General features: G+C 72.3%; 24 protein-coding genes. 12 read left to right on the top strand and 12 right to left on the bottom strand.

Features of this window, described 5'->3' with window-relative positions:
- The first annotated feature begins 21 nt into the window (after nucleotides 1-21).
- Complete coding sequence (locus C8250_RS26210; protein ID WP_138352250.1) at nucleotides 22-1,266, top strand: MFS transporter; 1,245 nt, start codon at nucleotides 22-24, stop codon at nucleotides 1,264-1,266.
- 27 nt (nucleotides 1,267-1,293) lie between these two features.
- Here the strand turns inward: C8250_RS26210 and C8250_RS26205 are convergent, their stop codons facing one another.
- Nucleotides 1,294-2,739 (bottom strand): HAMP domain-containing sensor histidine kinase, encoded by a 1,446-nt coding sequence (locus tag C8250_RS26205; protein ID WP_138352251.1) that lies wholly within the window; start codon nucleotides 2,737-2,739, stop codon nucleotides 1,294-1,296.
- Between the two features lie 75 nt (nucleotides 2,740-2,814).
- On the opposite strand from C8250_RS26205, the gene C8250_RS26200 reads away from it, so the two are divergent.
- Nucleotides 2,815-2,997 carry a hypothetical protein gene (locus C8250_RS26200; protein ID WP_187144988.1) on the top strand — a complete coding sequence of 61 codons (183 nt, stop codon included), beginning with the start codon at nucleotides 2,815-2,817 and terminating at the stop codon, nucleotides 2,995-2,997.
- On the opposite strand, the gene C8250_RS26195 is transcribed toward C8250_RS26200, so the two are convergent.
- The gene (locus tag C8250_RS26195; protein WP_138352252.1) at nucleotides 2,973-3,674 is read right to left on the bottom strand and encodes a response regulator transcription factor; all 702 of its coding nucleotides are present in this window, start codon (nucleotides 3,672-3,674) and stop codon (nucleotides 2,973-2,975) included. The two genes, C8250_RS26200 and C8250_RS26195, sit on opposite strands and share 25 nt — an antisense overlap.
- A 171-nt stretch (nucleotides 3,675-3,845) precedes the next feature.
- On the opposite strand from C8250_RS26195, the gene C8250_RS26190 reads away from it, so the two are divergent.
- The 4 genes from C8250_RS26190 to C8250_RS26175 all read left to right on the top strand — a co-directional run bounded on the left by C8250_RS26190 (nucleotide 3,846) and on the right by C8250_RS26175 (nucleotide 8,731).
- The gene (locus tag C8250_RS26190) at nucleotides 3,846-6,566 is read left to right on the top strand and encodes an MMPL family transporter (RefSeq protein WP_187144987.1); all 2,721 of its coding nucleotides are present in this window, start codon (nucleotides 3,846-3,848) and stop codon (nucleotides 6,564-6,566) included.
- Between the two features lie 194 nt (nucleotides 6,567-6,760).
- Nucleotides 6,761-7,171 (top strand): hypothetical protein, encoded by a 411-nt coding sequence (locus C8250_RS26185; RefSeq protein ID WP_138352253.1) that lies wholly within the window; start codon nucleotides 6,761-6,763, stop codon nucleotides 7,169-7,171.
- A 119-nt stretch (nucleotides 7,172-7,290) separates the two neighbouring features.
- Nucleotides 7,291-7,806: a DCC1-like thiol-disulfide oxidoreductase family protein gene (locus C8250_RS26180; protein ID WP_232484743.1), complete on the top strand. Its 516-nt coding sequence runs from the start codon at nucleotides 7,291-7,293 to the stop codon at nucleotides 7,804-7,806.
- Nucleotides 7,807-7,816: 10 nt separating this feature from the next.
- Complete coding sequence (locus tag C8250_RS26175) at nucleotides 7,817-8,731, top strand: TetR family transcriptional regulator (RefSeq protein WP_244809360.1); 915 nt, start codon at nucleotides 7,817-7,819, stop codon at nucleotides 8,729-8,731.
- On the opposite strand, the gene C8250_RS26170 is transcribed toward C8250_RS26175, so the two are convergent.
- Nucleotides 8,717-9,985, bottom strand: a complete 1,269-nt coding sequence (locus tag C8250_RS26170) for a metallophosphoesterase (RefSeq protein WP_138352256.1) — start codon at nucleotides 9,983-9,985, stop codon at nucleotides 8,717-8,719. The two genes, C8250_RS26175 and C8250_RS26170, sit on opposite strands and share 15 nt — an antisense overlap.
- Nucleotides 9,985-10,329: a hypothetical protein gene (locus tag C8250_RS26165; RefSeq protein ID WP_232484671.1), complete on the bottom strand. Its 345-nt coding sequence runs from the start codon at nucleotides 10,327-10,329 to the stop codon at nucleotides 9,985-9,987. The genes C8250_RS26170 and C8250_RS26165 overlap by 1 nt, the downstream gene beginning before the upstream one ends.
- A gap of 138 nt (nucleotides 10,330-10,467) precedes the next feature.
- On the opposite strand from C8250_RS26165, the gene C8250_RS26160 reads away from it, so the two are divergent.
- A complete protein-coding gene (locus C8250_RS26160; protein WP_244809358.1) occupies nucleotides 10,468-11,742 on the top strand; it encodes a D-alanyl-D-alanine carboxypeptidase in 1,275 nt (424 codons plus the stop codon).
- A 24-nt stretch (nucleotides 11,743-11,766) separates the two neighbouring features.
- Here C8250_RS26160 and C8250_RS26155 read toward each other — a convergent pair whose 3' ends face one another.
- The 4 genes from C8250_RS26155 to C8250_RS26140 form a co-directional block, all read right to left on the bottom strand.
- Nucleotides 11,767-12,693 carry a YihY/virulence factor BrkB family protein gene (locus tag C8250_RS26155; RefSeq protein WP_138352258.1) on the bottom strand — a complete coding sequence of 309 codons (927 nt, stop codon included), beginning with the start codon at nucleotides 12,691-12,693 and terminating at the stop codon, nucleotides 11,767-11,769.
- Nucleotides 12,694-12,727: 34 nt separating this feature from the next.
- Entirely contained in the window at nucleotides 12,728-13,168 is a 441-nt protein-coding gene (locus tag C8250_RS26150; RefSeq protein WP_244809842.1) for a GtrA family protein, read from the bottom strand.
- A gap of 56 nt (nucleotides 13,169-13,224) precedes the next feature.
- Nucleotides 13,225-14,127 (bottom strand): decaprenyl-phosphate phosphoribosyltransferase, encoded by a 903-nt coding sequence (locus C8250_RS26145; RefSeq protein ID WP_232484748.1) that lies wholly within the window; start codon nucleotides 14,125-14,127, stop codon nucleotides 13,225-13,227.
- 61 nt (nucleotides 14,128-14,188) lie between these two features.
- The gene (locus C8250_RS26140; protein ID WP_244809356.1) at nucleotides 14,189-14,749 is read right to left on the bottom strand and encodes a phosphatase PAP2 family protein; all 561 of its coding nucleotides are present in this window, start codon (nucleotides 14,747-14,749) and stop codon (nucleotides 14,189-14,191) included.
- Nucleotides 14,750-14,910: 161 nt separating this feature from the next.
- On the opposite strand from C8250_RS26140, the gene C8250_RS26135 reads away from it, so the two are divergent.
- Together C8250_RS26135 and C8250_RS26130 are read left to right on the top strand one after the other, a co-directional pair.
- Nucleotides 14,911-16,275: an FAD-binding oxidoreductase gene (locus C8250_RS26135; RefSeq protein ID WP_138352261.1), complete on the top strand. Its 1,365-nt coding sequence runs from the start codon at nucleotides 14,911-14,913 to the stop codon at nucleotides 16,273-16,275.
- 94 nt (nucleotides 16,276-16,369) lie between these two features.
- The gene (locus C8250_RS26130) at nucleotides 16,370-17,125 is read left to right on the top strand and encodes a decaprenylphospho-beta-D-erythro-pentofuranosid-2-ulose 2-reductase (RefSeq protein ID WP_138352262.1); all 756 of its coding nucleotides are present in this window, start codon (nucleotides 16,370-16,372) and stop codon (nucleotides 17,123-17,125) included.
- Nucleotides 17,126-17,163: 38 nt separating this feature from the next.
- On the opposite strand, the gene C8250_RS26125 is transcribed toward C8250_RS26130, so the two are convergent.
- Nucleotides 17,164-17,748 (bottom strand): 2'-5' RNA ligase family protein, encoded by a 585-nt coding sequence (locus C8250_RS26125; protein ID WP_138352263.1) that lies wholly within the window; start codon nucleotides 17,746-17,748, stop codon nucleotides 17,164-17,166.
- Nucleotides 17,749-17,932: 184 nt separating this feature from the next.
- Complete coding sequence (trpS, locus tag C8250_RS26120; protein WP_138352264.1) at nucleotides 17,933-19,000, bottom strand: tryptophan--tRNA ligase; 1,068 nt, start codon at nucleotides 18,998-19,000, stop codon at nucleotides 17,933-17,935.
- 179 nt (nucleotides 19,001-19,179) lie between these two features.
- Between trpS and rocD the strand changes: the two genes are divergently transcribed.
- Both rocD and C8250_RS26110 read left to right on the top strand, forming a co-directional pair.
- On the top strand, nucleotides 19,180-20,385 hold the full coding sequence (gene rocD, locus C8250_RS26115; RefSeq protein ID WP_138352265.1) for an ornithine--oxo-acid transaminase: 1,206 nt from the start codon (nucleotides 19,180-19,182) through the stop codon (nucleotides 20,383-20,385).
- 270 nt (nucleotides 20,386-20,655) lie between these two features.
- Nucleotides 20,656-21,501: a hypothetical protein gene (locus C8250_RS26110; protein WP_187144986.1), complete on the top strand. Its 846-nt coding sequence runs from the start codon at nucleotides 20,656-20,658 to the stop codon at nucleotides 21,499-21,501.
- Here the strand turns inward: C8250_RS26110 and C8250_RS26105 are convergent.
- On the bottom strand, nucleotides 21,498-21,971 hold the full coding sequence (locus tag C8250_RS26105; RefSeq protein WP_138352266.1) for a carboxymuconolactone decarboxylase family protein: 474 nt from the start codon (nucleotides 21,969-21,971) through the stop codon (nucleotides 21,498-21,500). The genes C8250_RS26110 and C8250_RS26105 overlap by 4 nt on opposite strands.
- Nucleotides 21,972-22,020: 49 nt before the next feature.
- On the opposite strand from C8250_RS26105, the gene C8250_RS26100 reads away from it, so the two are divergent.
- Entirely contained in the window at nucleotides 22,021-23,472 is a 1,452-nt protein-coding gene (locus C8250_RS26100) for a PLP-dependent aminotransferase family protein (protein ID WP_138352267.1), read from the top strand.
- Here the strand turns inward: C8250_RS26100 and C8250_RS26095 are convergent, their stop codons facing one another.
- Nucleotides 23,473-24,189 carry a hypothetical protein gene (locus C8250_RS26095; protein ID WP_187144985.1) on the bottom strand — a complete coding sequence of 239 codons (717 nt, stop codon included), beginning with the start codon at nucleotides 24,187-24,189 and terminating at the stop codon, nucleotides 23,473-23,475. It abuts the gene before it with no gap.
- Nucleotides 24,190-24,385: the final 196 nt, after the last annotated feature.

The raw sequence follows: 24,385 nt of genomic DNA, 5'->3' as shown, positions 1-24,385 counted from the left end.
GTACCGAAATACATTCTCCGCGTGACCCAACCACCCACGCACCCCCTCCGCCTGCACGCCTTCCGGCTGCTCTTCATCGGCCGCACCCTGTCCGCCCTCGGCGACGCCGTCGTCCCCGCCGCGCTGGCCATCGCCATCACCCGGGCGACCGACGGATCGGCCACCGCGCTCGCCGTCGTCCTCGGCTGCTCGATGGTCCCGAAGCTGCTCCTGCTCCCCCTCGGCGGCGTGTTCGGCGACCGCTTCGACGTCCGCAAGGTCGCGCTGACCACCGACCTCGTCCGGTGCGCCGCCCAGCTCTTCGTCGGCGCCGAACTCATCGGCAGCGACCCGCAGCTGCTGCACATAGCCGCCGCCGAAGTGGTCGGCGGCATCGCCTCCGCGTTCGCCATGCCGACCGCGTCGCCGCTGATCACCGGCACCACCGAAGGACCGGAACGGCAGAAGGCCAACTCCCTGATGGCCGCCGCGCGCAACGCCGCCTTCTTCGGCGGGCCCGGCGTCGCCGGGCTGCTGGTGTTCACCGCGGGGCCCGGCTGGGCCTTCGTCCTGGACGCGGCGACCTTCGCGGCCAGTGCGGCGCTGCTGGCCGCGATCCGGGTCCGGCGCACGCCCATCCCCCGCCGCTCGATGCGCGCCGACCTGGTCGAGGGCTGGTCCGAGGTGCGGTCCCGTGACTGGTACTGGACGAGCCTGATCGCGCACGCCACCTGGAACGGCGCCGCCGCCGTCCTCGCCACCCTCGGACCGATCGTCGCCCGCGAGCGGCTCGGCGGGGACGACGTCTGGATCTATCTGCTCCAGGCGGGTACCGCGGGCCTGGTCGTCGGCTCCCTGCTGGCCGGCCGCGCCAAGCTCTCCCGCCCCGTCCTGGTGGCCAACCTCGGCCTCGCGACCTACGCGCTGCCGCTGATCCTGCTCGCCCTGGCCGCGCCCGCCCCGCTGCTCATCGCCTCCTACGGCCTCGCCCTCTGCGCGCTCGGCTTCCTCAATCCGGTCTGGGAGACCACCGTCCAGCAGGCCGTGCCGGCCGGGGTGCTGGCCCGCGTCACGTCCTACGACTGGCTGCTCTCACTGGCCGCGATGCCGGTCGGCTACGCCGCCGCGCCGCTCGCCGCCAACGCGTGGGGGACGGCGACCCCGCTGGCGGTCGCGGCCGGCCTGGTGGCGGCGGCCTGCCTGGGGACGGCGCTGGTGCCGGGGGTGCGGCGGGTCGGCCGGGCCCCGGCGACGGCCGTGCAGCCGGTCCCTTCGACGGCCGGGTGAGCCGGAGCGGGCCTTCGGCGACAGGACCTAGCGTCCCGGCGCCGCCTCGCTCTCCACCACGAGTTCGGCCGGCCGGGCCGACGGGAGGGTGACGTGGACCGTGAGGCCGGTGCCCGGGGCGGTGTCGAGGCGGACGGAACCGTGGTGGGCGTCGACGGCGGCCTGGACGATCGACATGCCGAGGCCGGCGCCGCCGGTGTCCCGGGCCCGGTCGGGGTCGGCGCGGAAGAAGCGGTCGAAGGCCCGGGCGGCGTCCTGCGGGGACAGACCGGGGCCGGAGTCGGTGATCCGCAGCAGGACGTCCTCGTCCCGGCGGATGACCTCCACGGTCACCGGGGAGTCCGCGGGGGTGTGCACGCGGACGTTGCTGAGCAGGTTGCCGAGGATCTGCCGCAACTGCGCCTCGTCCCCCAGCACTTCCACACAGCCCGGCAGGATGAGTGCGATGGGCCGCTGCGGCTGCTGCATGGCGAGGTCGGCGACACCGTCCCTGACCAGCTGCGTGAGGTCGACAGGGCGCGGCACGAGCGCCGGCCGGTCCTCCAGCCGGGCGAGGGCGAGGAGCTCGTCGACGAGACGGCTCATCCGCAACGCCTCGGCGGAGACCCGGGTCAGGGCACGGTCCTTCTCGTCGGGGTCGAGCATGCCCTTCTCGTAGAGCTGGAGATAGCCGCGGACGGAGGCGAGCGGTGTGCGCAGCTCATGGGAGGCGTCGGCGAGGAACTGCCGGAGCTGGGCGGTGGCGCGCTCGCTGGTGGTGAGCGCCGTCTCGATCTGCTGGAGCATCGCGTTGAGGGCGGCGCTGAGCTGCTCGACCTCGGTGCTGCCGTGCGAGGCGGTGGCGATCCGCCGGGAGAGGTCGCCCTCGGAAATGGCGGACGCCGTCTCGACCATGTCCTCCAGCGGCTGCAGCCGCCGGCGGGCGGCGGTCAGCGAGCCCATGGCGAGCAGGCCCAGCAGCACGACGCTGTCGATGACCTCGACGATGAGGAGATGGCCGACCGCGCGCCGCACCCCGTTGAGCCGCATCCCCTTGACGACCATGGTGCCGTCGCCGAGCCGGGAGACCATCACCCGGTAGTAGCTGCCGTCGCTGTGCACGGTCGCGGCGTCGCCGGACGCCGCGAGGGCCTTCGGGTCCGGCATGGCCACCGCGAGACTGCGGCGCTCCTCGCCGAGGTTCGCCACGTTGCCCTCGCACACCGTGGAGATCCGGCCCTGGGGGTCGAGCACCAGGAAGAGGTCCTGGTCGAAGGCCTGGGCGACGACCTTGTTCCCGTCGTTGGTCTGCAGCATGCCGGCCATCGTGCAGAGCTGCTGCAGACCGCCGCTGGTGAACGGCGTGGAGGACAGCGCCTTCCGGGAGGTCTTCAGCGAGTCGTCTATCTCGCCGATCAGCATGGTGTACATGCCGATGAGGCTGGCGGCGCCCGCCATCACCAGGCCGATGGCCAGGAACGTGACGTTGGCCATCGTGAACCGCCCGCGCAGCGAGCGGGGGCGCGGCCAGAAGCAGCGCTTGCCGTCCAGGCGCGGCTTTCCACCGTCGTGACCACCACCTCCACCGTCGCGTCCACCGCCGTGACCACCACCTCCACCGTCGCGTCCACCGTCACGCCCACGGCCGCCTCCACCGTCGTACGTGCCGTATCCGCGCCGCGTTCCGGCTTCGCCCGCGCCGAACCCGAACGTCCCGAACCCGAGTCTCATGCCAGCGCCCGCAGCCCGTAGCCGATGCCGCGCCGGGTCTCGATCAGCGGCGGCCCGAGCCGGTCGAGCTTGCGCCGCAGGTAGCTGATGTACGTCTCGACGACGGTCGATTCGACGACCGTGTCGTACTGCCAGACGTGCTGCAGCAATTGCTCCTTGGTGACGATCCGCCCGGCGTTGCGCAGCAGGTGCCGCAGCAGGTTGTACTCGGTGGGGGTCAGGTCGACCGGCTCGCCCGCACGGCGGACGCTGTACGTCGCCTCGTCCATCTCCAGGTCGCCGTGGCGCAGCACCGGGTCGACGGCCTCCGGTTCGCGCCGGGTCCTGCGGAGCACCGCGTGCACCCGGGCGACGACCTCGTCCACGCCGAACGGCTTGGTGATGTAGTCGTCGCCGCCGAGGGCGAGCCCGCCGACGACGTCGCGCGGTGCGTCCCGGGCGGTCACGAAGATCACCGCGAGGTCGTCGCGTTCGGCGCGCAGCGTGCGGCAGACCTCCCAGCCGTTGCCGTCCGGCAGCATCACATCGAGCAGCACCAGATCGGGCCGGTGCTCGCGGGCGGCGATGACGGCCTGTCGGCCGGTGGCCGCGGTGTGCACCGTAAAGCCATGGTATTTCAGGGTAATTCGGAGAATGTCCGCGATGCCCGGCTCGTCTTCGACGATCAGTACGGTGGCCGGGCTCTCGGGGTTCTCCATGACTCGATTATCAGCAGTGCCGGCCCACAGACCCACTGGAGACAACTTGGGAGTTCCCTGAGAGATCCCGATTCACCTTGTAACGGCCCGGTCCCGGCACGGAGGCTGAACAGACTGCGGGAGATCCAACTCCGGCGGTGGACGTCGGCAGCGAGTGAAGGAGCTGGGACCGTGGCCTCATTGGCACGATGGTGCTTTAGGCGCAAGTGGCTGGTGATCGGGTTGTGGGTGCTCGTCATGGCCGGCTTCGGCGGCGCGGGCGGCGCCGCCGGGAGCGCCTACGCCAACGTCTTCGAGCTGCCGGGTACCGAGTCCGCGCAGGTTCTGAAGCTGATGGACAAGGCCTTCCCCGCTCAGGCGGGCGAGACCGACAACATCGTCTGGCACGTGGACCAGGGCTCCGTGCGGGACGCCGCGGTCCAGCAGAAGATGACCGCCGCTCTCCAGAGGATCAAGAGCGACGTGGCCGACGTCGGCACGATCGCGAGTCCGTACGCGCCGGAGGGCGCCGCGAAGATCAGCAAGGACGGCAGGACCGCCTACGCGGCCGTCACCTTCACCAAGCTCGGCAACGAGCTGGACAAGGAGGAGGTGAAGCAGCTCGTCGACATCGTGCACGACGCGGGGGGCAGCGGCCTGGAGGTCGAGGCCGGCGGCCAGGCGATCCAGATGGCCGAACAGCCTCCGCAGGGGCTGAGCGAGCTGGTCGGTGTCGCGGCCGCGGCCGTCGTCCTCTTCCTCGCGCTCGGTTCGGTCCTCGGCATGCTGATGCCGATCATCACCGCGCTGTTCGCCATCTTCACCGCCTCGTCCGCGATCCTCCTGCTCAGCCACGGCATGGCCGTCGCCGACTTCGCACCGGTCCTGGCCATGCTCGTGGGCCTGGGCGTGGGCATCGACTACGCGCTGTTCATCGTCACCCGGCACCGCAAGGGCATCCTGCGCGGGCTGACCCCGGAGGAGGCCGCCGTGACGGCGGTCAACACCTCGGGGCGCGCCGTGCTGTTCGCGGGCGGCACGGTCTGCATCGCGCTGCTCGGCATGTTCGCGATGGGTCTGAGTTTCCTCAACGGCGTCGCCATCGCCGCCTCGCTGACCGTCGTCCTGAGCGTCGCCGCGGCCATCACCCTGCTGCCCGCGATGCTCGGCGTCCTCGGCAACCGGGTGCTCTCCCGCCGCCAGCGGCGCAAGCTGGCCGCCAACGGCCCGGAGGCGAAGCTGGCCACCGGCGCCGCCGCCCGCTGGTCGTCATTCGTGGAGCGGCACCCGCGGGTGCTCTCCGTGATCGCGATCGCGATGATGGTCGCCCTGGCCGTGCCGGTGCTCTCCCTGCGCCTCGGCTCCTCCGACCAGGGCAACAACAAGGACACGACGACGACCCGCAAGGCGTACGACCTCCTCGCCGGCGGGTTCGGCGCGGGCTTCAACGGTCCGCTGACGATCCTCGCCGAAGTGAAGTCGGACACCGACAAGGCCGCCGTACAGACCCTGGTCGGCAAGCTCAACGCGACCAAGGGCATCACCTTCGCCGCGGCGCTGCCGATGCAGCCGGGCGCCGACATCGCCGTCATCCAGGCGGTGCCCGACACGTCACCGCAGGACAAGGCGACCTCGGACCTGATCGACCATCTGCGCGACGACGTCGTACCGGCTGCCGAGAAGGGCAGCACGATGCAGGCGTACGTCGGCGGCCAGACGGCGATGTACAAGGACTTCGCCTCGGTGCTGATGGGCAAGCTGCCGGTCTTCGTCGCGGTGATCATCGCGCTGGGCTTCGTCCTGCTGCTGATCGCCTTCCGCAGCCTCGTCGTTCCCCTGACGGCCGCGGTGATGAACCTGGCCGCGGCCGCCGCGTCCTTCGGTGTCCTGGTCGCGGCCTACCAGTGGGGCTGGGGCGGTGATCTGCTGCTCGCCAGCCGCGAGGGGCCGATCGAGGCGTTCCTCCCGGTCATCATGCTGTCGCTGCTCTTCGGTCTCTCCATGGACTACCAGGTCTTCCTGGTCAGCCGGATGCACGAGGAGTGGGTGCACACCAAGGACAACGCGCGCGCGGTACGCATCGGCCTGGCGGAGACCAGCCGGGTGATCAACTCGGCGGCCGTCATCATGATCTGCGTCTTCACCGCCTTCGTCCTCAACGGGGAACGCGTCATCGCGATGTTCGGCGTCGGCCTGGCGGGAGCGGTCGCGCTCGACGCGTTCATCCTGCGGACCGTGCTCGTCCCCTCCCTGATGCACCTGTTCGGCAACGCCAACTGGTGGCTGCCGGAGTGGCTCGACAAGCGGCTGCCGCACCTGGCGGTCGAAGGTGCGCCGGACGAAGCCCCCGACGCTCCGGGAGCGGGTGTCGTCGTCCCGCTGCAGAAGGCCGGCGGCCCGTCCGTGCGCGGCACCGTCCGCGGGTCCTCAGGACTGCCGATCCCGCGCTCGGAGCTCACCCTGATCGCCGCCGACGGCCGCCAGGTCGGCCGGATCACGGCGGAGGAGGACGGTACGTACAGCCTGTCGACGCCCGGCAGCGGTTCGTACGTCCTGGTCGCCAACGCCGAGGGGCACCACCCGCAGACAGCGAGCGTCATGACGTCCGACCGTCCGGTCGAGTGCGATCTGCGGCTCAGCGGCACCGGGACCCTCACCGGCACGGTGCGCACCGCGAACGGCGAACCCGTCGACGACGCGCGGGTCGTGCTCCAGGACGCGGACGGCAAGGAGGTCGGCGTCGTGCACACGGGCAAGGACGGCGGCTACGCCTTCGCCGACCTCTACCCGGGCCGCTACACCCTGCTGACGATGGGCTACCCGCCCTTCCCGGCCACGGTCACGGTGGGCAGTGGTGCGGACGGCGACGGCGACGACAACCTCGACCTGGAGCTGAGCCACTCGCGCGACTGACCGGCTCCTCTCCTCTCTCGTAGAACCTTTCCGCAGAACCTCTCCGCCGAACGCCGGGCGGGCCTGATTCCTCAGGCCCGCCCGGCGTTCTTCGTTGCGCCGGAAATCGCGGTTGAACACGTTCAAAAATAGGTCTACAGTCATGCCTGTCAGAAGTTTTGAACACGTTCAAGTCTCTCGCAAAGGGATGGACCATGGACCTCACGGTCGTCGCGTACGTCGTCTACCTGCTCATCAGCATCGGGCTGACCATCTGGGTCGCGCGCACCCTCAGCACCAACGGGCGGATCTTCCTCGCCGACGTGCTGCACGGCAACGAGAAGCTCGCCGACGCCGTCAACCACCTCCTGGTGGTCGGCTTCTACCTCGTCAACTTCGGGTTCGTCGCCCTCTACCTCAAGAGCGCCGACGCGGTCGAGGACGCCCGCGGGCTCTTCGAGGCACTGTCGGTCAAGCTCGGGGTCGTCCTGCTCGTCCTCGGCGTCCTGCACCTCGGCAACGTCTTCATCCTCAACAAGATGCGCCGCCGGGGCATCATGGAGAAGGAGCAGATGCCGCCGGTGCCGCCGCAGGGCTGGGCCACCCCCGCCACCCCGGCGCTCTGACCACCATGACCGCCGACGCCACCCACGGCGCCCGCACCACCCACGCCGCGGAAGCCGCCCCGCAAGGGGCGGCGGCCCCCGCACCGGTCCGCCGGGACGCCCGTGTCCCGGTCCGCCGGCTGACCGTCCTGTACGACGCCGACTGCAGGCTCTGCACCTTCGTACGGGGCTGGCTCGTACGGCAGCGGCAGCTCGTCCCGCTGGACCTCGTCCCGGCCTGCTCCCCCGAGGCGCGCGGCCGGTACCCGGACCTCGACCACGCCTCGACCCTGAGCCGGATCACCGTCATCGGTGACCAGGGGCAGCTCTACACCGGCGACGCCGCCTGGATCGTCATCCTGTGGGCGCTCTCCGAGTACCGGCCGATGGCGCACCGCTTCAGCACCCCGGTCGGGGCGCCGCTCGCCCGGGCCGCGGTCCTGGCGGCCGCCAAGTACCGGGCGGCGACCAGCCCGTACGCCGGTTGGGGACCTGCCCAGAACGGCCCGGGCCCTGCCCAGAACGGCTGGGGACCGGCCAGGACCGCCTGGGCACCGCCCAGGACGGACTGGGGGCGGGCCCGGAACCCCAGCACCGGAAGGCCGGTCATGCCGGCCCACGAGGACTGCGGCGATGCGTGCCGGCACGGCGGTTAGGCTCACCCTCGTGGAAGAAACTGACCGCCGCCCGTCCGACGACGCCGCCCCGGCCGCCGAACTGCCAGGCGGCCGGGCGCGACCGAAGACCGACAAGAGCGAGCTGACCCGGGCGCTCATCCTGGACACCGCGATGCGGATGTTCCAGGAGCGGGGCTACAACAAGACGACGATGCGGGCGATCGCGACCGAGGCCGGGGTGTCGGTCGGCAACGCCTACTACTACTTCGCGTCGAAGGAATACCTGATCCAGGGCTTCTACGACCGGATGACGCACGAGCACGCGGCCGACGCCCACGCCAAGATGGCCGGCGTCACCGACTTCTCCAAGCGCCTGGAGATCGCCCTCACCTCGTGGGTGGACTGCGCGGCGCCGTACCACGAGTTCGCGTCGCAGTTCTTCCGCACGGCGGCCGACCCGGACAGCCCGCTCAGCCCGTTCTCGAACGAGTCGCACCCGGCCCGCGCCACCGCCGTCGCCATCTTCGACGAGGTGCTGAACGGTTCGGACCTGGCCCCCAAGCTCGACGCCGAACTGGCCGAACTCCTCCCGGACCTGCTGTGGCTGCACCTCATGATCGTGGTGCTGTACTGGGTCTTCGACCGCACCGACGACACCGAACGCACCCGGAACTTCGTCAAGCGGTGCACCCCGCTGGTGGCGAAGGTCGTCAGCCTCTCGCGCTACCGGGTGTTCCGGCCGCTGGTCAGGGACGCCAAGGGGCTCATCCACGACTTCATCCTGCCGACGTTCATCTCGGCCCAGAAGTCGTCGGGAGGCGGCGGGGACGCGAAGACCTCCGGTACGGCCGGCACCGAAGCTCCCGCGGCCGGCACCGGACCCGCAGCCGCCGAACCCGTCGCGAAGGCACCCGTCAAGCGGGCGGCGAAGCGCGCCGCGAAGCGGGCGTCACGCGCGCAGTGACACCAGCTTCACGATGGTGATGTCCGACGGCGCCCCGACCCGTACCGGCGGGCCCCAGGCGCCCGCGCCGCGGGTCACGTACAACTGGGTGTCGCCGTACCGGTCGAGCCCCGCCACCGTGGGGTTCGCCAGCTCCGCGATGTAGTTGCCGGGCCAGAGCTGGCCGCCGTGCGTGTGTCCCGAGAGCTGCAGGTCCACGCCGTGCTTCACCGCTTCGTGGATCATCACCGGCTGGTGCGCCAGCAGGACGGCGGCCCGGGTGCGGTCCCGGTCACCGAGCGCCTTGCCGTAGTCCGGCGCGGCGTGGTGGTCCGCGCCGGAGATGTCGTTGACGCCCGCGAGGTCGAAGCCGGGCAGCTCCACCCGGGCGTTCTCCAGCGGGTGCACGCCCAGTTCCCGGACGAAGTCGACCCACGGTGCCGCGCCAGAGAAGTACTCGTGGTTGCCGGTGACGAAGAACGAGCCGTGCCGGGCCCGCAGCTGGGCGAGCGGCTCGGCGGCCGGCCCCAGGTCGGCCACGGTCCCGTCGACCAGGTCGCCGACGATCGCCACCAGGTCGGGGCGCGCGCCGTTGATCGTGTCGACGATCCGCTGGGTGTGCGCCCGCCCCAGGATCGGGCCGAGGTGGATGTCGCTGACCACCGCGATCCGGTAACCGTCCGCCCGTGCGGGCAGCTTCGCGAGCGGTACGGTCACGTTCTTCAGCCGGGGACCGCGCAGGACGCCGTACGTGCCGTAGCCGACCGTTCCGGCGGCCGCGGCACCGGCCGCGACGGCGACGGTGCGGGCGACGAACTGCCGCCGGGTGGCGGCGGCGGGCTCGTCGGTTGCTGCCGGGACCGCCGGTGGAGCTGTGGCCGTCGCTTCCGGTGCTGGTGCCGTTGCCGTTGCCGGTACCGCCACCAGAACCGCTTCCTCCGGTGCTGTCCGGGCCGCCCGGTGGTCGAGTGCGCGCCGCAGCAGGGGCCGTACCGCCTCGCCCACCAGCAGCGCGAACGTCAGATAGATCAGCACCGCGAGCCACAGATAGCCCGGCCAGGCCAGCCACCGCTCGCCCGCCAGCGGCAGGGCGCGGCCGCCGATCAGCGCGCCCAGGCTGGTCAGCGGGAGGACGAAGGCGAGCACCGTCCCGATCCGCCGGTACCGGCCGCGGGGTGCCGACACATCGCGGACCAGGCGCCGCCACAGGTAACGGTGCAGGGCGGCGAAGAGCGCCAGGACGGCCAGCCCGCCCAGGACGAAGACGACGATCACTAAACGGCGGCCGTGTCGGAGGGGTGCCGCCCGGCATCGGACCCGGCGGCCGTACCCACATCGGTCCCGGCGGCCGTACCGGCATCGGTCCCGGCCGTGGTCCCGGCGGCTTCGCGCTTCAGGATCCGCAGCGACCGCAGCCCGAGCGCGCCGATCGCCGTTCCCAGCAGGAACGAGGTGATCGCGAGCGTCAGATGCACCCAGAAGTACGCGGTCGGGGAGCCGTTGTCGAAGGCGAGCCCGCTGACGTCCTTCCACAGGTTCTTGACGAAGGTGGTCCAGACGATCCAGGACCACACGCCGAAGGCGACCAGGAACCAGGAGACGGGGCGGTTGAGCTTCATACACCCAGTATGGAGACTCCCGCACGGCAACGGCCGACGGGGTCCGGATGGTTCCACGTCAGGGGCGTGCGAATCCTCACCCGTCCGCAGGACAACCGAAGGGCGCGCGTTCCGCCACCAGGACTGTACGTTCGCCTGGTGTCCAAGCCTGCACCCGCCTTCCGCCGTTCCCTGCTGGTCCTGTGCGCCGCCGCGCTGGTGTCCGGCCCGCTCCTCGCGTCCCCTGCCCACGCGGACGGCAGAACGAAGGAGCCGGTGCCTCCTGCCACTATGTCGAAGGTCGGCGGCGACCGGCTCGGGGTGCCCGGCACCCAGGTGGAACCGGACGCCGGCAGCCCGCCGCTGCCGAAGCTCACCGCCCGTTCGTGGATCGTCGCGGACGCGAAGACCGGTGAGGTGCTCGCCGCGCACAACGCGCACTGGCAACTGGCTCCCGCCAGCACCCTGAAGATGCTGTTCGCCGACACCGTGCTGCCCAAATTCGAGAAGACCCAGGTGCACACGGTCGCCGACTCCGACCTGAGCGGCATGGGCGAGGGCAGCAGCCTCGTCGGCATCAAGGAGAAGCTCAGCTACACGGTCCACGACCTGTGGCTCGGGGTCTTCCTGCACTCGGGCAACGACGCCGTGCACGTCCTCGCCACCATGAACGGCGGCGTCGACAAGACCGTGCAGGAGATGAACGCCCAGGCCAAGGAGTTGCAGGCCGACGACACGCATGTCGTGTCGCCCGACGGCTACGACATGCCGGGGCAGGTCAGCAGCGCCTACGACCTCACGCTCTTCGCCCGGTCGGGGCTGAAGAACCCGGACTTCCGCGAGTACTGCGCGACGGCCGTCGCCAAGTTCCCCGGCGAGTACAAGGACCTCAAGACGGGCAAGCCGTCGAAGACGCGCTCGACCTTCGACATACAGAACACCGACCGCCTGCTGACCGGCCTGGGCGTCCGCCGCTACCCGGGCCTGCTCGGGGTGAAGAACGGATTCACCACCAACGCGGGCAACACCTTCACCGGCGCCGCCGAACGCGACGGGCGCACCCTGCTGGTCACCGTGATGCACCCGGCCGCGGGCAGCAACGAGGTCTACAAGGAGACGGCCGCCCTGCTGGACTGGGGCTTCAAGGCCGCCCCCACCGTGAAGCCGGTCGGCACCCTGGTCCCGACGCGGAGCGCCGCCAAGGCCAACGCCCCCGCCCCGGACCCGGACACGAAGGGCCCCGCGCAGGCCACGGTCGCCGGCACGTCCAGCTCGCACGGCATGTGGACCTTCGCCGGCATCGCCGCCGGCGCGCTGGCCCTGATCGCCGCCGCCGTCCTCCTGGTACGCCGCCGCCGCGCCACCCCGGCCCTGACCCTCCCGGACGACTCCCGCCCCTCCCGCCGCAAGTCGCGCGACGGAACCACCGACTGACCGAACCCGGACCACCGTCCGGGTTCAGGCGGGGTGGACGGCTCCGGGGTGGTCTTCCGTGGGCTTCGGCTCGGTGGCGGGCTCCGGCGCCGTCGCGGGGTCGTCCTTGGGCGGGACGGCTGTCCAGGAGGCGCAGAAGAGGAGCAGTTTGGCCATGAAGTTGAACCAGAGGAGCAGCGCGACGGGGACGCCGAAGGCGCCGTACATGCTCTTGGCGGCGACGTTCTGCAGATAGCCGCTGAGGACCAGCTTGAGGATCTCGAAGCCGAAGGCGCCGATGAGACCCGCGACGACGACCCGGCGGCGCGGGGGTTCGACGCCGGGCAGCAGGGTGAGCAGGACGACGATGAGCACGAAGTCCGCGACGACGGCGATGCAGAAGCCCGCGGCGGTGAGGAGGAACCGGCCGGGGCTGCTGTGTTCGAGACCGAGCGCGTCGGCGGCCCACCCGACGGCGGCGGTCGCGAAGGCGGAGGAGGCCAGCGACACGATGGCGGCGGCGCCGAGGCCGAGCAGGATCCCGCCGTCCTTGAGCCGGCCGATGACCGGGTTCTCGTCCTCGTCGTCCTTCTCCCAGACCGCGCGCAGGCAGTCGCGGAGCGACGCGACCCAGCCGAGGCCGGTGAAGAGCAGCAGCGCGCCCGCGATGAGGCCGACGGTGGCGGCGTTCTCGACCAGGCCGTTGATGTTCAGCTGGTCGGAGATGCCCGGGACCTGCTCGGAGACCTGCTTCTGGAGGTCCTGGAGCTGCTGGTCGGAGAGCAGGGCCGCGCCGATCGCCGCGGCGACGGTGATCAGCGGGAAGAGGGAGAGGAAGCTGGTGAACGTGACGGCCGCGGCCAGCCGGCTCCAGTGCACCTCCTGGAGGTGCTCGAAGGAACGCCAGGCGTGGGTGCGCATCAGCCGGGCGATCCACGGGCCGATCCACCGCAGTTTCGTCAGCCACTCCATGTGATCCACTCCATGTCTGCGCGCCTACCCTCCGTCAGCGCGCGCATTCCCGGGACGGGGCCGGGGCCGCGGACGGTCCCGGCCGTCCGAAGACGAAGGTCCGCGTCCCCCAGAAACGCAGCGCGGTGGCCAGTGCCATGCCGATGCCGGCGCCCGAGATCACGTCCGCGCGCGGGGTGGTGAGCCCGAGGACGTAGTGCGACAGGGCCAGGCACAGGAGCTGTACCACCGCGCCCGCCACGTTGAACGCGAAGAAGATGCCGTACTGCCGGGCGCGGCTCACGGACGGCGGGCGGCTGCGGTAGGTGCCCAGCGCGTTGCCGGCGTAGGCGACCGTGCAACCGGCGAGGAAGGACAGCGCCTTGGCGGTGAGCGGGCCGAAGCCGCCGGGGCCGCGCAGCCAGATGAACAGCCCGAGGTCGACGGCGTAGGCGGCGGCGCCGGCCAGCGCGAATCCGAGGATCTCGGAGCGCAGGACGGAACCGGTGCCGCGCTCGGTGCCGTGCTCCGCTCCGCGCCGCGGCCCGTCCGTCACAGCTCGGCCACCGCGAGGGCGTAGAGCGCCGCCCAGCCCAGGGCGATGACGAGCATCGGGCGGTCGTGCAGCACCACGTCCTCCGGCGCGCCGGCCGCACCCGCGTCCGCGAAGACGGCGTAGCGGAGCACGGAGAGGATGAAGGGGATCATGGACAGTTGCCGCCAGGGCAGCGAGCCGGTGGCGGCGGCGCCGGTCTCCATCGCCCACATGCCGTACGCGAGGACCGCGACGCCGGCCGCCAGTTGCCAGACGAACCGCAGATAGCCGGTGGTGTACGCGGTGAGCAGGGACCGTGAGGCGCCGGCCTCGCCCTCGGTGCCGGACATCAGGATCAGTTCGGAGTAGCGCTTGGCGGCGACCATGAAGAGCGCGCCGAACCCCGAGGTGATCAGGAACCAGCGGGACAGGTCGATGTCGAGGGCGAAACCGCCGGCCATGGCGCGCATGAGGAAGCCGGTGGTGACGACGACGAGGTCCACGACGAGGACGTGCTTGAGCCGCAGGCAGTACGCGAGCTGCATGACGAGGTACGCGGCGAGCAGCCCGGCGGTCGCCGCGTTGCACAGCACGTACGCGGCGACCGGCGCGAGGACGCCGAGCAGCGCGCCCGCCGCGTAGGCGACCGGCACCGGGAGCCGGCCGCTGGCGACGGGGCGGTGGCACTTGACGGGGTGCGCCCGGTCGGCGTCGGCGTCGCGTGCGTCGTTGACGAGGTAGACGGCGGACGCGCAGGCGGTGAAGAGCACGAAGACGATGCCGAGCTGGACCAGCCCGTGATGGGAGAGCAGCCGCCCGGCGGCGACGGGGGCGGCGAGCACCAGGGCGTTCTTGACCCACTGCCTCGGCCGGGCCGTTCGGACCAGACCGCCCGGCAGGCCCGCGACGGTACGGAGCATCCCGGCGGCGGGGACGGCGCGCGGTGGCCTGGGTACGTCGTCGAGTACCGCCGAGGTGGGCTCAGCCATCGAGTCCTCCGCCCCGCAGCGACCAGGCCCGGCCCATCCGGGCGGTGGCGGCGCCCAGCATCGCGCCGGCGGCGACATCGCTCGGGTAGTGCACGCCCACGACCAGCCGTGCCGCGCACATCCCGGCGGCCAGCGGCGGGAACGGGCCGAACAGCCGGAACGGTCCCGGCAGCAGCGCCCCGAAGGCGACGGCCGCGGCGGCCGACGACGCCGCGTGGGAGCTGGGGAAGCTGTGCCGGCCCGCGGTGTTCACCAGGGGCCGCGCGCCGGGCAGTCGGGGACGGGGCCGGCGGACGACCCGCTTGACGCCCATGCTCGCGACGTGCGCGGCGCCGACCAGGGCGGTGGCGCGCAGCCAGGCGCGGCGGCGCCGCCGGTCCACGGACGCGCCCGCGACCCCGGCGGCGAGCCACAGCGCGGCGTGCTCACCGCTCCAGGACAGGGCCCGCGCGGTGCGGGCGACGTGCGGTCCGTCGCCGCACCGGCGCAGCGCGGTGAGCAGCCGGCGGTCCACTTCTGACACACGTGACGCGGCGGAGTCCGGAGTTCGCACCGGCGGGTTCTCCTTCGTTCGTGGTTCGCCCTTCCAGAACAAAAGGGACAATGAGTTAATATGCCCACTATTGACTTTTGACTCACCATCAGTCACCCGTTTCAGTGAGAGAACCGGCATATACGGGCAATCAACACCTCTCGGGCGATAACGTCACCCGTATGCCTGCTCCCTCCGCCCTGACCACCCCCGTCTCCGGCTGGGGCCGCACCGCGCCCACCACCGCGCATGTGCTCCGCCCGCGCACCTACGAGGAGGCCGCCGAGGCGGTCCGGGACTGCGGGGGCCGCGGCGCCATCGCCCGCGGGCTCGGCCGGGCGTACGGCGACGCCGCGCAGAACGCCGGCGGCGCCGTCCTCGACATGACGGGCCTGGACCGGATCCACGAGATCGACGCCATCAACGGCCTGGTGGTCTGCGACGCCGGGGTGAGCCTGCACCGGCTGATGCAGGTCCTGCTGCCGCTCGGCTGGTTCGTCCCCGTCAGCCCCGGGACCCGTTACGTCACGGTCGGCGGGGCCATCGGCACGGACATCCACGGCAAGAACCACCACCTCTCCGGGTCGTTCACCCGCCACGTACGCGCCATCGAGCTGCTGACGGCCGACGGCGGCACCCGCCTCGTCACCCCCGAGGACGAGCCCGAGCTGTTCTGGGCGACGGCCGGCGGCATGGGACTGACCGGCGTCGTGCTCGCCGCGACGATCCAGCTGCTGCCCGTGGAGACCTCGCTGATGAGCGTCGACACCGAACGGGCCACCGACCTCGACGACCTGATGGCCCGGCTGACCGCCGACGACCACCGCTACCGCTACTCGGTCGCCTGGATCGACCTGCTCGCGCGCGGCGCGAGGACCGGCCGCGCCGTCCTGACCCGCGGCGACCACGCCCCGCTCGACGCCCTGCCGCCGCGCGCCCGCCGCGACCCGCTCGACTTCCGGCCCGGCCGGCTGCCGGGCGCCCCGAACTTCGTACCGGAAGGGCTGCTCGGCCGCGGCAGCGTCGGGCTGTTCAACGCCCTCTGGTACCACAAGGCGCCCCGCGAACGGCACGGCGAGCTGCAGAAGATCTCGACGTTCTTCCACCCGCTCGACGGGGTGCCGGACTGGAACCGGATCTACGGGCGCAGCGGTTTCGTCCAGTACCAGTTCGTCATCGGCAACGGGCAGGAGAGCGCGCTGCGCCGCATCGTGGAGCGGATCAGCCGCCGCGGCATCCCGTCGTTCCTCGCCGTGCTCAAGCGGTTCGGCGAGGCCGACCCGGGCTGGCTGTCCTTCCCGATGGCCGGCTGGACCCTCGCCCTCGACATCCCCGCGACCATGCCGGGGCTGGCCACCTTCCTCGACGTCCTGGACGACGAGGTCGCCGCCGCCGACGGCCGCGTCTACCTCGCCAAGGACTCGCGGCTGCGCCCCGAACTGCTGCCCGGTATGTACCCGCGGCTCGACGCCTTCCGGCGGCTGCGCGCCGAGCTCGACCCCCGCGGGGTCTTCACCTCGGACCTCGCCCGCCGCCTCGCCCTCTAGGACGGTCCCGGGCGGGCCCCCGCAGCGGGGCCCGTCAGACCGCCCCAGGCCCCCCAGGCCCCCTAGGCCCCCTAGGCCCACCAGGAGCTCCGCAGTGAAAGACGCCTTCGGCACCCCCCAGTCCCTGCTGATCCTCGGCGGCACCTCCGAGATCGCGCTCGCCACCGCCCGCCGCCTCATCGGCCGCCGCACCAGGACCGTCCATCTGGCGGGCCGCCCCTCCCCCGCCCTCGACGCCGCCGCCGAGCACCTGCGGTCGCTGGGCGCGGACGCGCACGCGGTGCCCTTCGACGCGCTGGACACCGCGTCCCACGAGGAGGTGCTCGGCAAGCTCTTCGCGGAGGGCGACCTCGACATGGTGCTGCTCGCCTTCGGCGTACTGGGCGACCAGACGCGCGACGAGCAGGAGCCGCTGTCGGCCGTCCATGTCGCGCAGGTCAACTACACCGGGGCGGTGTCCGCGTCGCTGGTGTGCGCGAGCGCGCTGCAACGACAGGGGCACGGCTCGCTGGTCGTGCTCTCCTCGGTGGCCGGCGAGCGGGCCCGGCGGAGCAACTTCATCTACGGGTCGAGCAAGGCGGGCCTGGACGCCTTCACCCAGGGCCTCGGCGACGCGCTGCACGGCTCGGGCGTGCACGTGATGGTCGTCCGGCCCGGCTTCGTCCGCACGAAGATGACGGCGGGGCTGCCGGAGGCGCCGCTGGCCACCACTCCCGAAGCGGTCGCGGAGGCCATCGAGACGGGCCTGCGGCGGCACGCGGAGACGGTGTGGGTGCCGGGCGCGCTGCGCTTCGTCATGTCGGCACTGCGGCACGTGCCGCGCGCGCTCTTCAGGAAGCTGCCGGTCTGAGGGCCGGCGGCCGCTTCATCCGAGGGCCGGCGACCTCTTCAGGGAATCAGCGGGGCGTCATGGGTGGCGCGGGCGCCCTGCTGGTGCGGAACGGCACCACAGGTGTCGACGCCGAAAGGGTACTCACGCATCTTCCGCCAGACCCCGTCCCCGCCCTGCTCGTACAGGGCGAACCCGGTGGCCGTCCAGGTCGCCTTGAAGTCCGCGAGCGCCGCGTAGGCCCGGTCCATCGCCTCCTCGGCGATGCCGTGGGCGACGGTCACATGCGGGTGGTACGGGAACTGCAGCTCACGCACGACCGGTCCCGAGCGCACTTCGCCCTGCAGCTCGGTGCACTCACGGGTGCCGTCCGCCAGGTGCACGTAGACCACCGGGGACAGCGGGCGGAAGGTGTCCGTGCCGTCCAGCCGCATCGGGAACGGCCGGCCGGCCGCCGCGACCTTCGCGAGGTGGCGGCGCAGCGCGGGGAGGTCACCGGAGTCGATCTCGGTCGGCGGCAGCAGCGTGACGTGCGTGGGGATGGCGTACGCGGCCGGGTCACCGAAGCCGGCGCGCGCCTCCTGGAGCAGGCGGCCGTAGGGCTCCGGGACCGCGATCGAGACTCCGATCGTGCTGGTCCCCACTGCGTTCACCCCTCTTCCCCGGATCACGGGCGCCTCGCGGGCGCTGTTCGGTCTGCTCTCAGTGTGACGCGTGCGCGGGTCGCGCCGCGAGCGTCGTCGGACACACTCTGCCGGGACCTCTGACTCTGGTACCGCCCCGGCCGGGCCCTCCCTGTGCGGCGCTGCGCCGGTGCTCCGGTGCGTTTCAGTGCTTCGCGGGCAGGAAGCCGATCCGGTCATACGCGCTGGCCAGGGTCTCGGCGGCCACGGCGCGCGCCTTCTCCGCACCCTTGGCCAGGACAGCGTCCAACGTCTCCGGGTCGCCCAGGTATTCCTGCGTGCGCTCCCGGAACGGTGTGACCCACTCCACAAACTGCTCCGCGAGGTCCGTCTTCAGCGCACCGTAGCCCTTGCCCGCGTACCGCTGCTCCAGTTCCGGGATTCCGGTACCGGTGAGAGTGGAGTAGATGGTGAGGAGATTGCTGATGCCCGGCTTGTCCTTCTCGTCGAAGCGCACCACGGTGTCCGTGTCGGTGACCGCGCTCCTGATCTTCTTCGCCGAGACCTTCGGCTCGTCGAGAAGGTTGATCAGGCCCTTCGGGGACGACGCCGACTTGCTCATCTTCGCCGTCGGGTCCTGGAGGTCGTAGATCTTCCCGGTCTCCTTGACGATATGCGGCGCCGGGATGGTGAACGTGTCGCCGTAGCGGCTGTTGAACCGCCCCGCCAGATCGCGGGTCAGCTCGACGTGCTGGCGCTGGTCCTCACCGACCGGCACGGCGTTCGCCTGGTACAGCAGGATGTCCGCGACCTGCAGGATCGGGTACGTGAACAGGCCGACGGTCGCCCGGTCCGCCCCCTGCTTCGCCGACTTGTCCTTGAACTGCGTCATCCGGCCGGCCTCGCCGAACCCGGTCAGGCAGTTCATCACCCAGCCGAGCTGCGCGTGCTCCGGCACGTGGCTCTGGATGAAGAGCGTACAGCGGTCCGGGTCCAGGCCCGCGGCCAGCAGCTGCGCCGCCGCGAGGCGGGTGTTGGAGCGCAGCTCGGCGGGGTCCTGCGGCACCGTGATGGCGTGCAGGTCCACAACCATGTAGAACGCGTCGTGGGTCTCCTGGAGCGCCACGTACTGGCGGATCGCACCCAGGTAGTTCCCCAGGTGGAAGGAGCCTGCGGTGGGCTGGATACCGGAGAGGGCGCGCGGTGTAAGGGGCGGGGCGAAGTCCCTCGGTTGAGGGTGGTGGTGGGTGACGGGCGGGCGGTCGTTGGCCATGCCGTCATTCTCTCAGGTCCCCCGGCCCCGATCACCCCCTCCCCGGCACCGCTGCGGGGGTGCGCCCCGAACAGCGGATGCCGCAAGGTTTCATCGCATTGCGGCCGACCGACGATAGAAAGGGGCGTCACCCCGCCCCGAGGCAACAACTCCCGACGCACCACGAACGGAGCACGTACGTGACGACAACGGACACCAGCATCGCCGCCGCAGAGGCCCACAGCGCGCACAACTACCATCCGCTGCCGGTCGTCGTCGCCACCGCGGAAGGCGCGTGGATGACGGACGTCGAAGGCCGCCGGTACCTGGACATGCTGGCCGGCTACTCGGCCCTCAACTTCGGCCACGGCAACCGGCGGCTGCTCGACGCCGCCAGGGCCCAGCTCGACCGTGTGACGCTGACCTCCCGCGCCTTCCACCACGACCGGTTCGCCGACTTCTGTACGCAGCTCGCCGAGCTGTGCGGCATGGAGATGGTGCTGCCGATGAACACCGGCGCCGAGGCGGTCGAGACGGCGGTCAAGACCGCCCGGAAGTGGGGCTACAAGGTCAAGGGCGTCCCGGACGGGCGCGCGAAGATCGTCGTCGCGGACGGCAACTTCCACGGGCGCACCACCACGATCATCAGCTTCTCCACGGACCAGGAGGCACGGGCCGACTTCGGGCCGTACACGCCCGGGTTCGAGATCGTTCCGTACGGCGACCTCGCCGCGATCGAGGCGGCCGTCGACGAGCACACGGTCGCCGTCCTGCTGGAGCCGATCCAGGGGGAGGCGGGGGTGCTGGTGCCGCCGCCGGGCTATCTGGCGGGAGTGCGGGCGCTCACCCGGGACCGGAACGTGCTGTTCATCGCCGACGAGATCCAGTCGGGGCTCGGGCGGACCGGCCGCACCTTCGCGTGCGAGCACGAGGGTGTCGTGCCGGACATGTACGTCCTCGGGAAGGCGCTGGGGGGCGGTGTGGTGCCGGTGTCGGCGGTCGTGTCGTCCGCGGCGGTGCTGGGCGTCTACCGGCCCGGCGAACACGGGTCCACCTTCGGTGGGAACCCGCTGGCCTGCGCGGTGGCGCTGGAGGTCATCGCGATGCTGCGCACCGGCGAGTACCAGCAGCGCGCCACCGAACTCGGCGACCACCTGCACCACGAGCTCGGCCTCCTCACGGGCTCCGGGCCGGTCGCGGCGGTGCGGGGGCGCGGGCTGTGGGCGGGGATCGACATCGCGCCGGGGCACGGGACGGGGCGCGAGGTGTCGGAGCGGCTGATGGACCGGCGGGTGCTGGTGAAGGACACGCACGGGTCGACGATCCGGCTGGCGCCGCCGCTGGTGATCTCGAAGGAGGATCTGGACTGGGGGCTGGAGCAGTTGCGAGCGGTGCTCGCGGGCTGACCGCCAGGGCGTGGGGGTCGGGGGCCGGGCCCTCCGGGGCGGGGCTTCGAAATCGACTATTTACGGGCGTGGCCGCCCACAAATAGCTCGGCAGCATTTCGAAACCCCACCCCTGCGGACCCGTCCCCCTCACGTCCGGACGGCATGGGCGGGTGTCGTTCAGCCCGCCGGCGTTTGAGGCGATCTTTCAGCCCGGCCGGCGATTGAGGCCGGTCCGGGCGGGGCCGGGTCCTCCCGTCGTATCCCGTCCGGCGGACCTAAGGTCGGCGCATGGTCGTGGGAATGCTCTGCGCGCTCGGCGCAGCCGTGTGTTTCGGGGTTGCTTCGGTGTTCCAGGCGGTCGCGGCGCGGGCCGCTACGCCGGGGAGCGGGTCCGGGGTGGATGCCCGGCTGTTCGTGCGGGCGCTGCGGCAGTGGCGGTACGTGGCCGGGCTCGGGCTCGACACCGCCGGGTTCGCGCTCGAGCTCGTGGCGCTGCGGGTGCTGCCGATCTACGCCGTCGGCGCCGCGCTGGCGGCCAGCCTGGCCGTCACCGCGGTCGCCGCCGCGCGGACGCTGAAGGTGCGGCTGAAGGGCGTCGAGTGGGGCGCGGTGGCCGCCGTGTGCGGCGGGCTGGGGATGCTGGGGCTCGCGTCCGGGCCGGAGGGCGACGGAGTCGGGAGCACCGCGCTGCGGTGGGGCGTGCTGGCCACCTCGTTCGCGGTGCTGGGGCTCGGCGTGCTCGCCGGGCGGCTGCCGGACCGGGCGCGGGCCGCCGCGCTGGGGTTCGGCGCGGGGATCGGGTTCGGGGTCGTCGAGGTCGCCGTGCGGCTGGTCGACGATCTGTCGCCCGGCGCCGTGCTCGCCAATCCGGCGGCCTACGCGCTGCTCATCGGCGGCGGCGCCGCCTTCCTGCTGCTGACCTCGGCCCTGCAGCGCGGCTCGGTCACCGCCGCCACCGCCGGGATGGTGATCGGCGAGACCGTCGGGCCCGCCCTGGTCGGGGTGATCGCGCTCGGCGACCGCACCCGGCCGGGGCTGGAGCCCCTGGCGTTCGCGGGCTTCGCCCTGGCGGTGCTCGGCGCGCTGGTGCTGGCCCGGTTCGGGGAGGGCGGCGCGCCGCCGGAGAGCGCTTAGCGGGCGGCGGGCGAGAGCCGGGTGGTGACGCCGACCCGGTTCCAGGCGTTGATGGTGATGCACATGGCGATCAGACGTGCCAGCTCGGCCTCGTCGAAGTGCCGGGCGGCCTCGTCGAAGACGTCGTCGGGGACGCCGTGCTCGCCGAGGCGGGTGACGGCCTCGGAGAGGGCGAGGGCGGCACGCTCACGGGCGGTGAAGAAGGGCGTCTCGCGCCAGGCCCCGATGCCGTGGAGCTTCTGCTCGGACAGACCGAGCTTGCTCGCGTCGTGGGTGTGCATGTCCAGGCAGAAGGCACAGCCGTTGAGCTGGGACGCGCGGATCTTGACCAGCTCGGCGACGACCGGGTCGAGGCCGTGGGCGGCGGCCTTGTTGAGCGCCAGGATCGCCTCGTAGACGTCAGGGGCGGCCTTCATCAGGTTGATGCGCTGGGCGGGAGCGGGGACAAGGGTCTGGTCGTTCGAAGTCATGGCTCCACGCTAAGCGGACAGTGGCCCCGTCGCATGGTCCACTTGAGAGATGAACGACTGGGCCATTTCCGGGGTCGACCTCCATCTCGACCTGACCGCCGGCACCGGTGCGAGGGCCGGTCTGGAGCGGGCGCTGCGCGAGGCGGTACGGGACGGCCGGCTCACCGCGGGGACCCGGCTGCCGTCGTCGCGGGCGCTGGCCAAGGACCTCGGCCTGGCCCGCAACACGGTCGCCGACGCGTACGGCCAGCTGGTCGCGGAGGGCTGGCTGGCCGCCCGGCAGGGCTCCGGCACGCAGGTGGCGGGCAGTGCGCCGCCGCCCCGCCCGGCCCGCCGCCGGGCCGTGCCCGAGCAGACCGGGCTGCTGCTGGGGAATCCGGCCGCCGACGGCTACCCCTACGATCTGCGGCCCGGCTCCTCCGACCTGTCGGCGTTCCCGCGCGGCGCCTGGCTCGCGGCGGCCCGCCGCGCCATGGCCGCCGCGCCCAACGAGGCCTTCGGCTACTCGGACCCGCGCGGGCGCCCCGAGCTGCGGGAGGCGCTCGCGGAGTACCTGGCGCGGGTGCGCGGGGTGCGGGCCGACCCCGAGCTGATCCTGGTCTGCTCGGGGTTCGTCCAGGGGACCGGGCTGCTGGCCCGCGCGCTGCGCGACCGCGGCGCCCGCCGGATCGGCGTCGAGGCGCTCGGCTTCCCCGACACCCGCCGGATCCTGCGCTCGGCGGGCCTCAGCACCGTCGAACTGCCCGTGGACTGCAGCGGCGCCCGGCTCGAAGGGCTCGGCCCGCACCACCGCCCCGCGGCGGACGCGGTGCTGCTGACGCCGGCGCACCAGTTCCCGGCCGGGGCGTCGCTCTCGCCCGAGCGGCGCACCGCGGTGGTGGAGTGGGCGCGGGCCACCGGCGGGACCGTGATCGAGGACGACTACGACGGCGAGTTCCGCTACGACCGCCAGCCCGTCGGCGCGCTCCAGGGGCTCGCCCCCGGCCAGGTCGTCTACGCCGGTACCGCCAGCAAGAGCCTGGCGCCCGGCATACGGCTCGCCTGGCTCGTCCTCCCGCCGGCCCTCCTCGACGCGGTGGTCGCCGAGAAGCGGTCCGCCGACCGCCACTCCCCCGTCATGGACCAGCTCACGCTCGCCGAACTGATCCGCTCGGGCACCTACGACCGCCATGTGCGGCGGATGCGGCTGCACTACCGCAGGCGCCGCGACCGGCTGGTCGCGGCGCTCGCCGCCCACGCCCCCCAGGTGCGGGTGTCGGGCATCGCGGCCGGGCTGCACGCCGTCCTCGAACTGCCGCCCGGCTCAGCCCCGATGAGCGACCTCGTCGCCCGCGCGGGCCGGGCGGGCCTCGCCCTCGCGGGTCTCGACGCCTACAACGGCCCGGCGGACGGTCCCGGCGCCCTGGTCGTCGGCTTCGGCACGCCGCCGGAACACGCCTTCAACGGCGCGCTCGACGCACTGTGCGCGCTGCTCGCCGAGGCAACCGGCAACGGCCGCTGATCAGCCGCTGTCGGACGGGCAGTGGCCGGTCGTGCAGAACGACGAGAGCAGGTTCCTGAAGACCTCCTGGTGCGCGGTCCAGTCACCGTCCGGGCCCGCCACCAGCAGCGCGTACTGGACGGTGCTGGGGTCGGTGAAGGCCTGGACGACGACGTGCCGGACGGTGCCGTCGGTGCGGACGTAGGTGTACTCGAGTTCGGCGGCGTCACCGGCGCCGGAACCGAGCTGCACCAACCGGATCCGGTGGTACCCGGTGTTCTTCGACACCGTCTGCTCGGTCACCACCAGGGACTCGTACGGCGTCGTCTCGGGACCCCGCAGCGCGAACACCTGGATCAGGCTGTTGCCGTCCGCCGTCCTGTAGAAGACGCTGTCGCCCTCCGTGCTGCGCTGCCAGCCCTCGGGAACGTCCAGGGAGAAACCGGCCGGGTCGGACGTCCGGACGTAGCCGGACGGCGCCGGGCTCGGTCCTTCGGTGCTCGGGCTGTACGAGGGCGAGTCGGCGGTCGACTCCGACGGGGCCCCCGTATCGGTCGTACCGTCGGTCGTGCTGTCGGTCGTGCTGTCGGTCGTGCTGTCGGTCGACGGCTGGTCGAAGGGCGGCGAACTCGACCCGGGCCGGGCGTCCTTGTTCCCATCGTGGTGGCGCAGCAGCGCCCAGCCGCCGAATCCGAGCCCGGCCACGAGCACCACCGACGCGACGACGGCCGTCAGCACGGTCGCGCGCGACCAGCGCTGCGGCGGTCCCGGGGCGGGCCCGGGGGGCGGGCCGGCGGGGGCCGAACGCGGGCCCCAGGACCGGTTCGTACCGTGTCGCGTCGTGCGTCATGCCGTGCATCGTCGGCCGGTAGGCCGGCGGTGGCGGGTACACCGGAGGCTCGTAGGGCTCCTCCGGCGGGTACACCGGGGGCTC

Origin of the sequence: Streptomyces sp. So13.3, from assembly GCF_005860785.2 — a bacterium.
GTDB classification, from domain to species: domain Bacteria; phylum Actinomycetota; class Actinomycetes; order Streptomycetales; family Streptomycetaceae; genus Actinacidiphila; species Actinacidiphila fildesensis.
The sequence above is the reverse complement of the archived record's forward strand: the minus strand, read 5'-3'. Positions and strand labels throughout refer to the sequence as shown.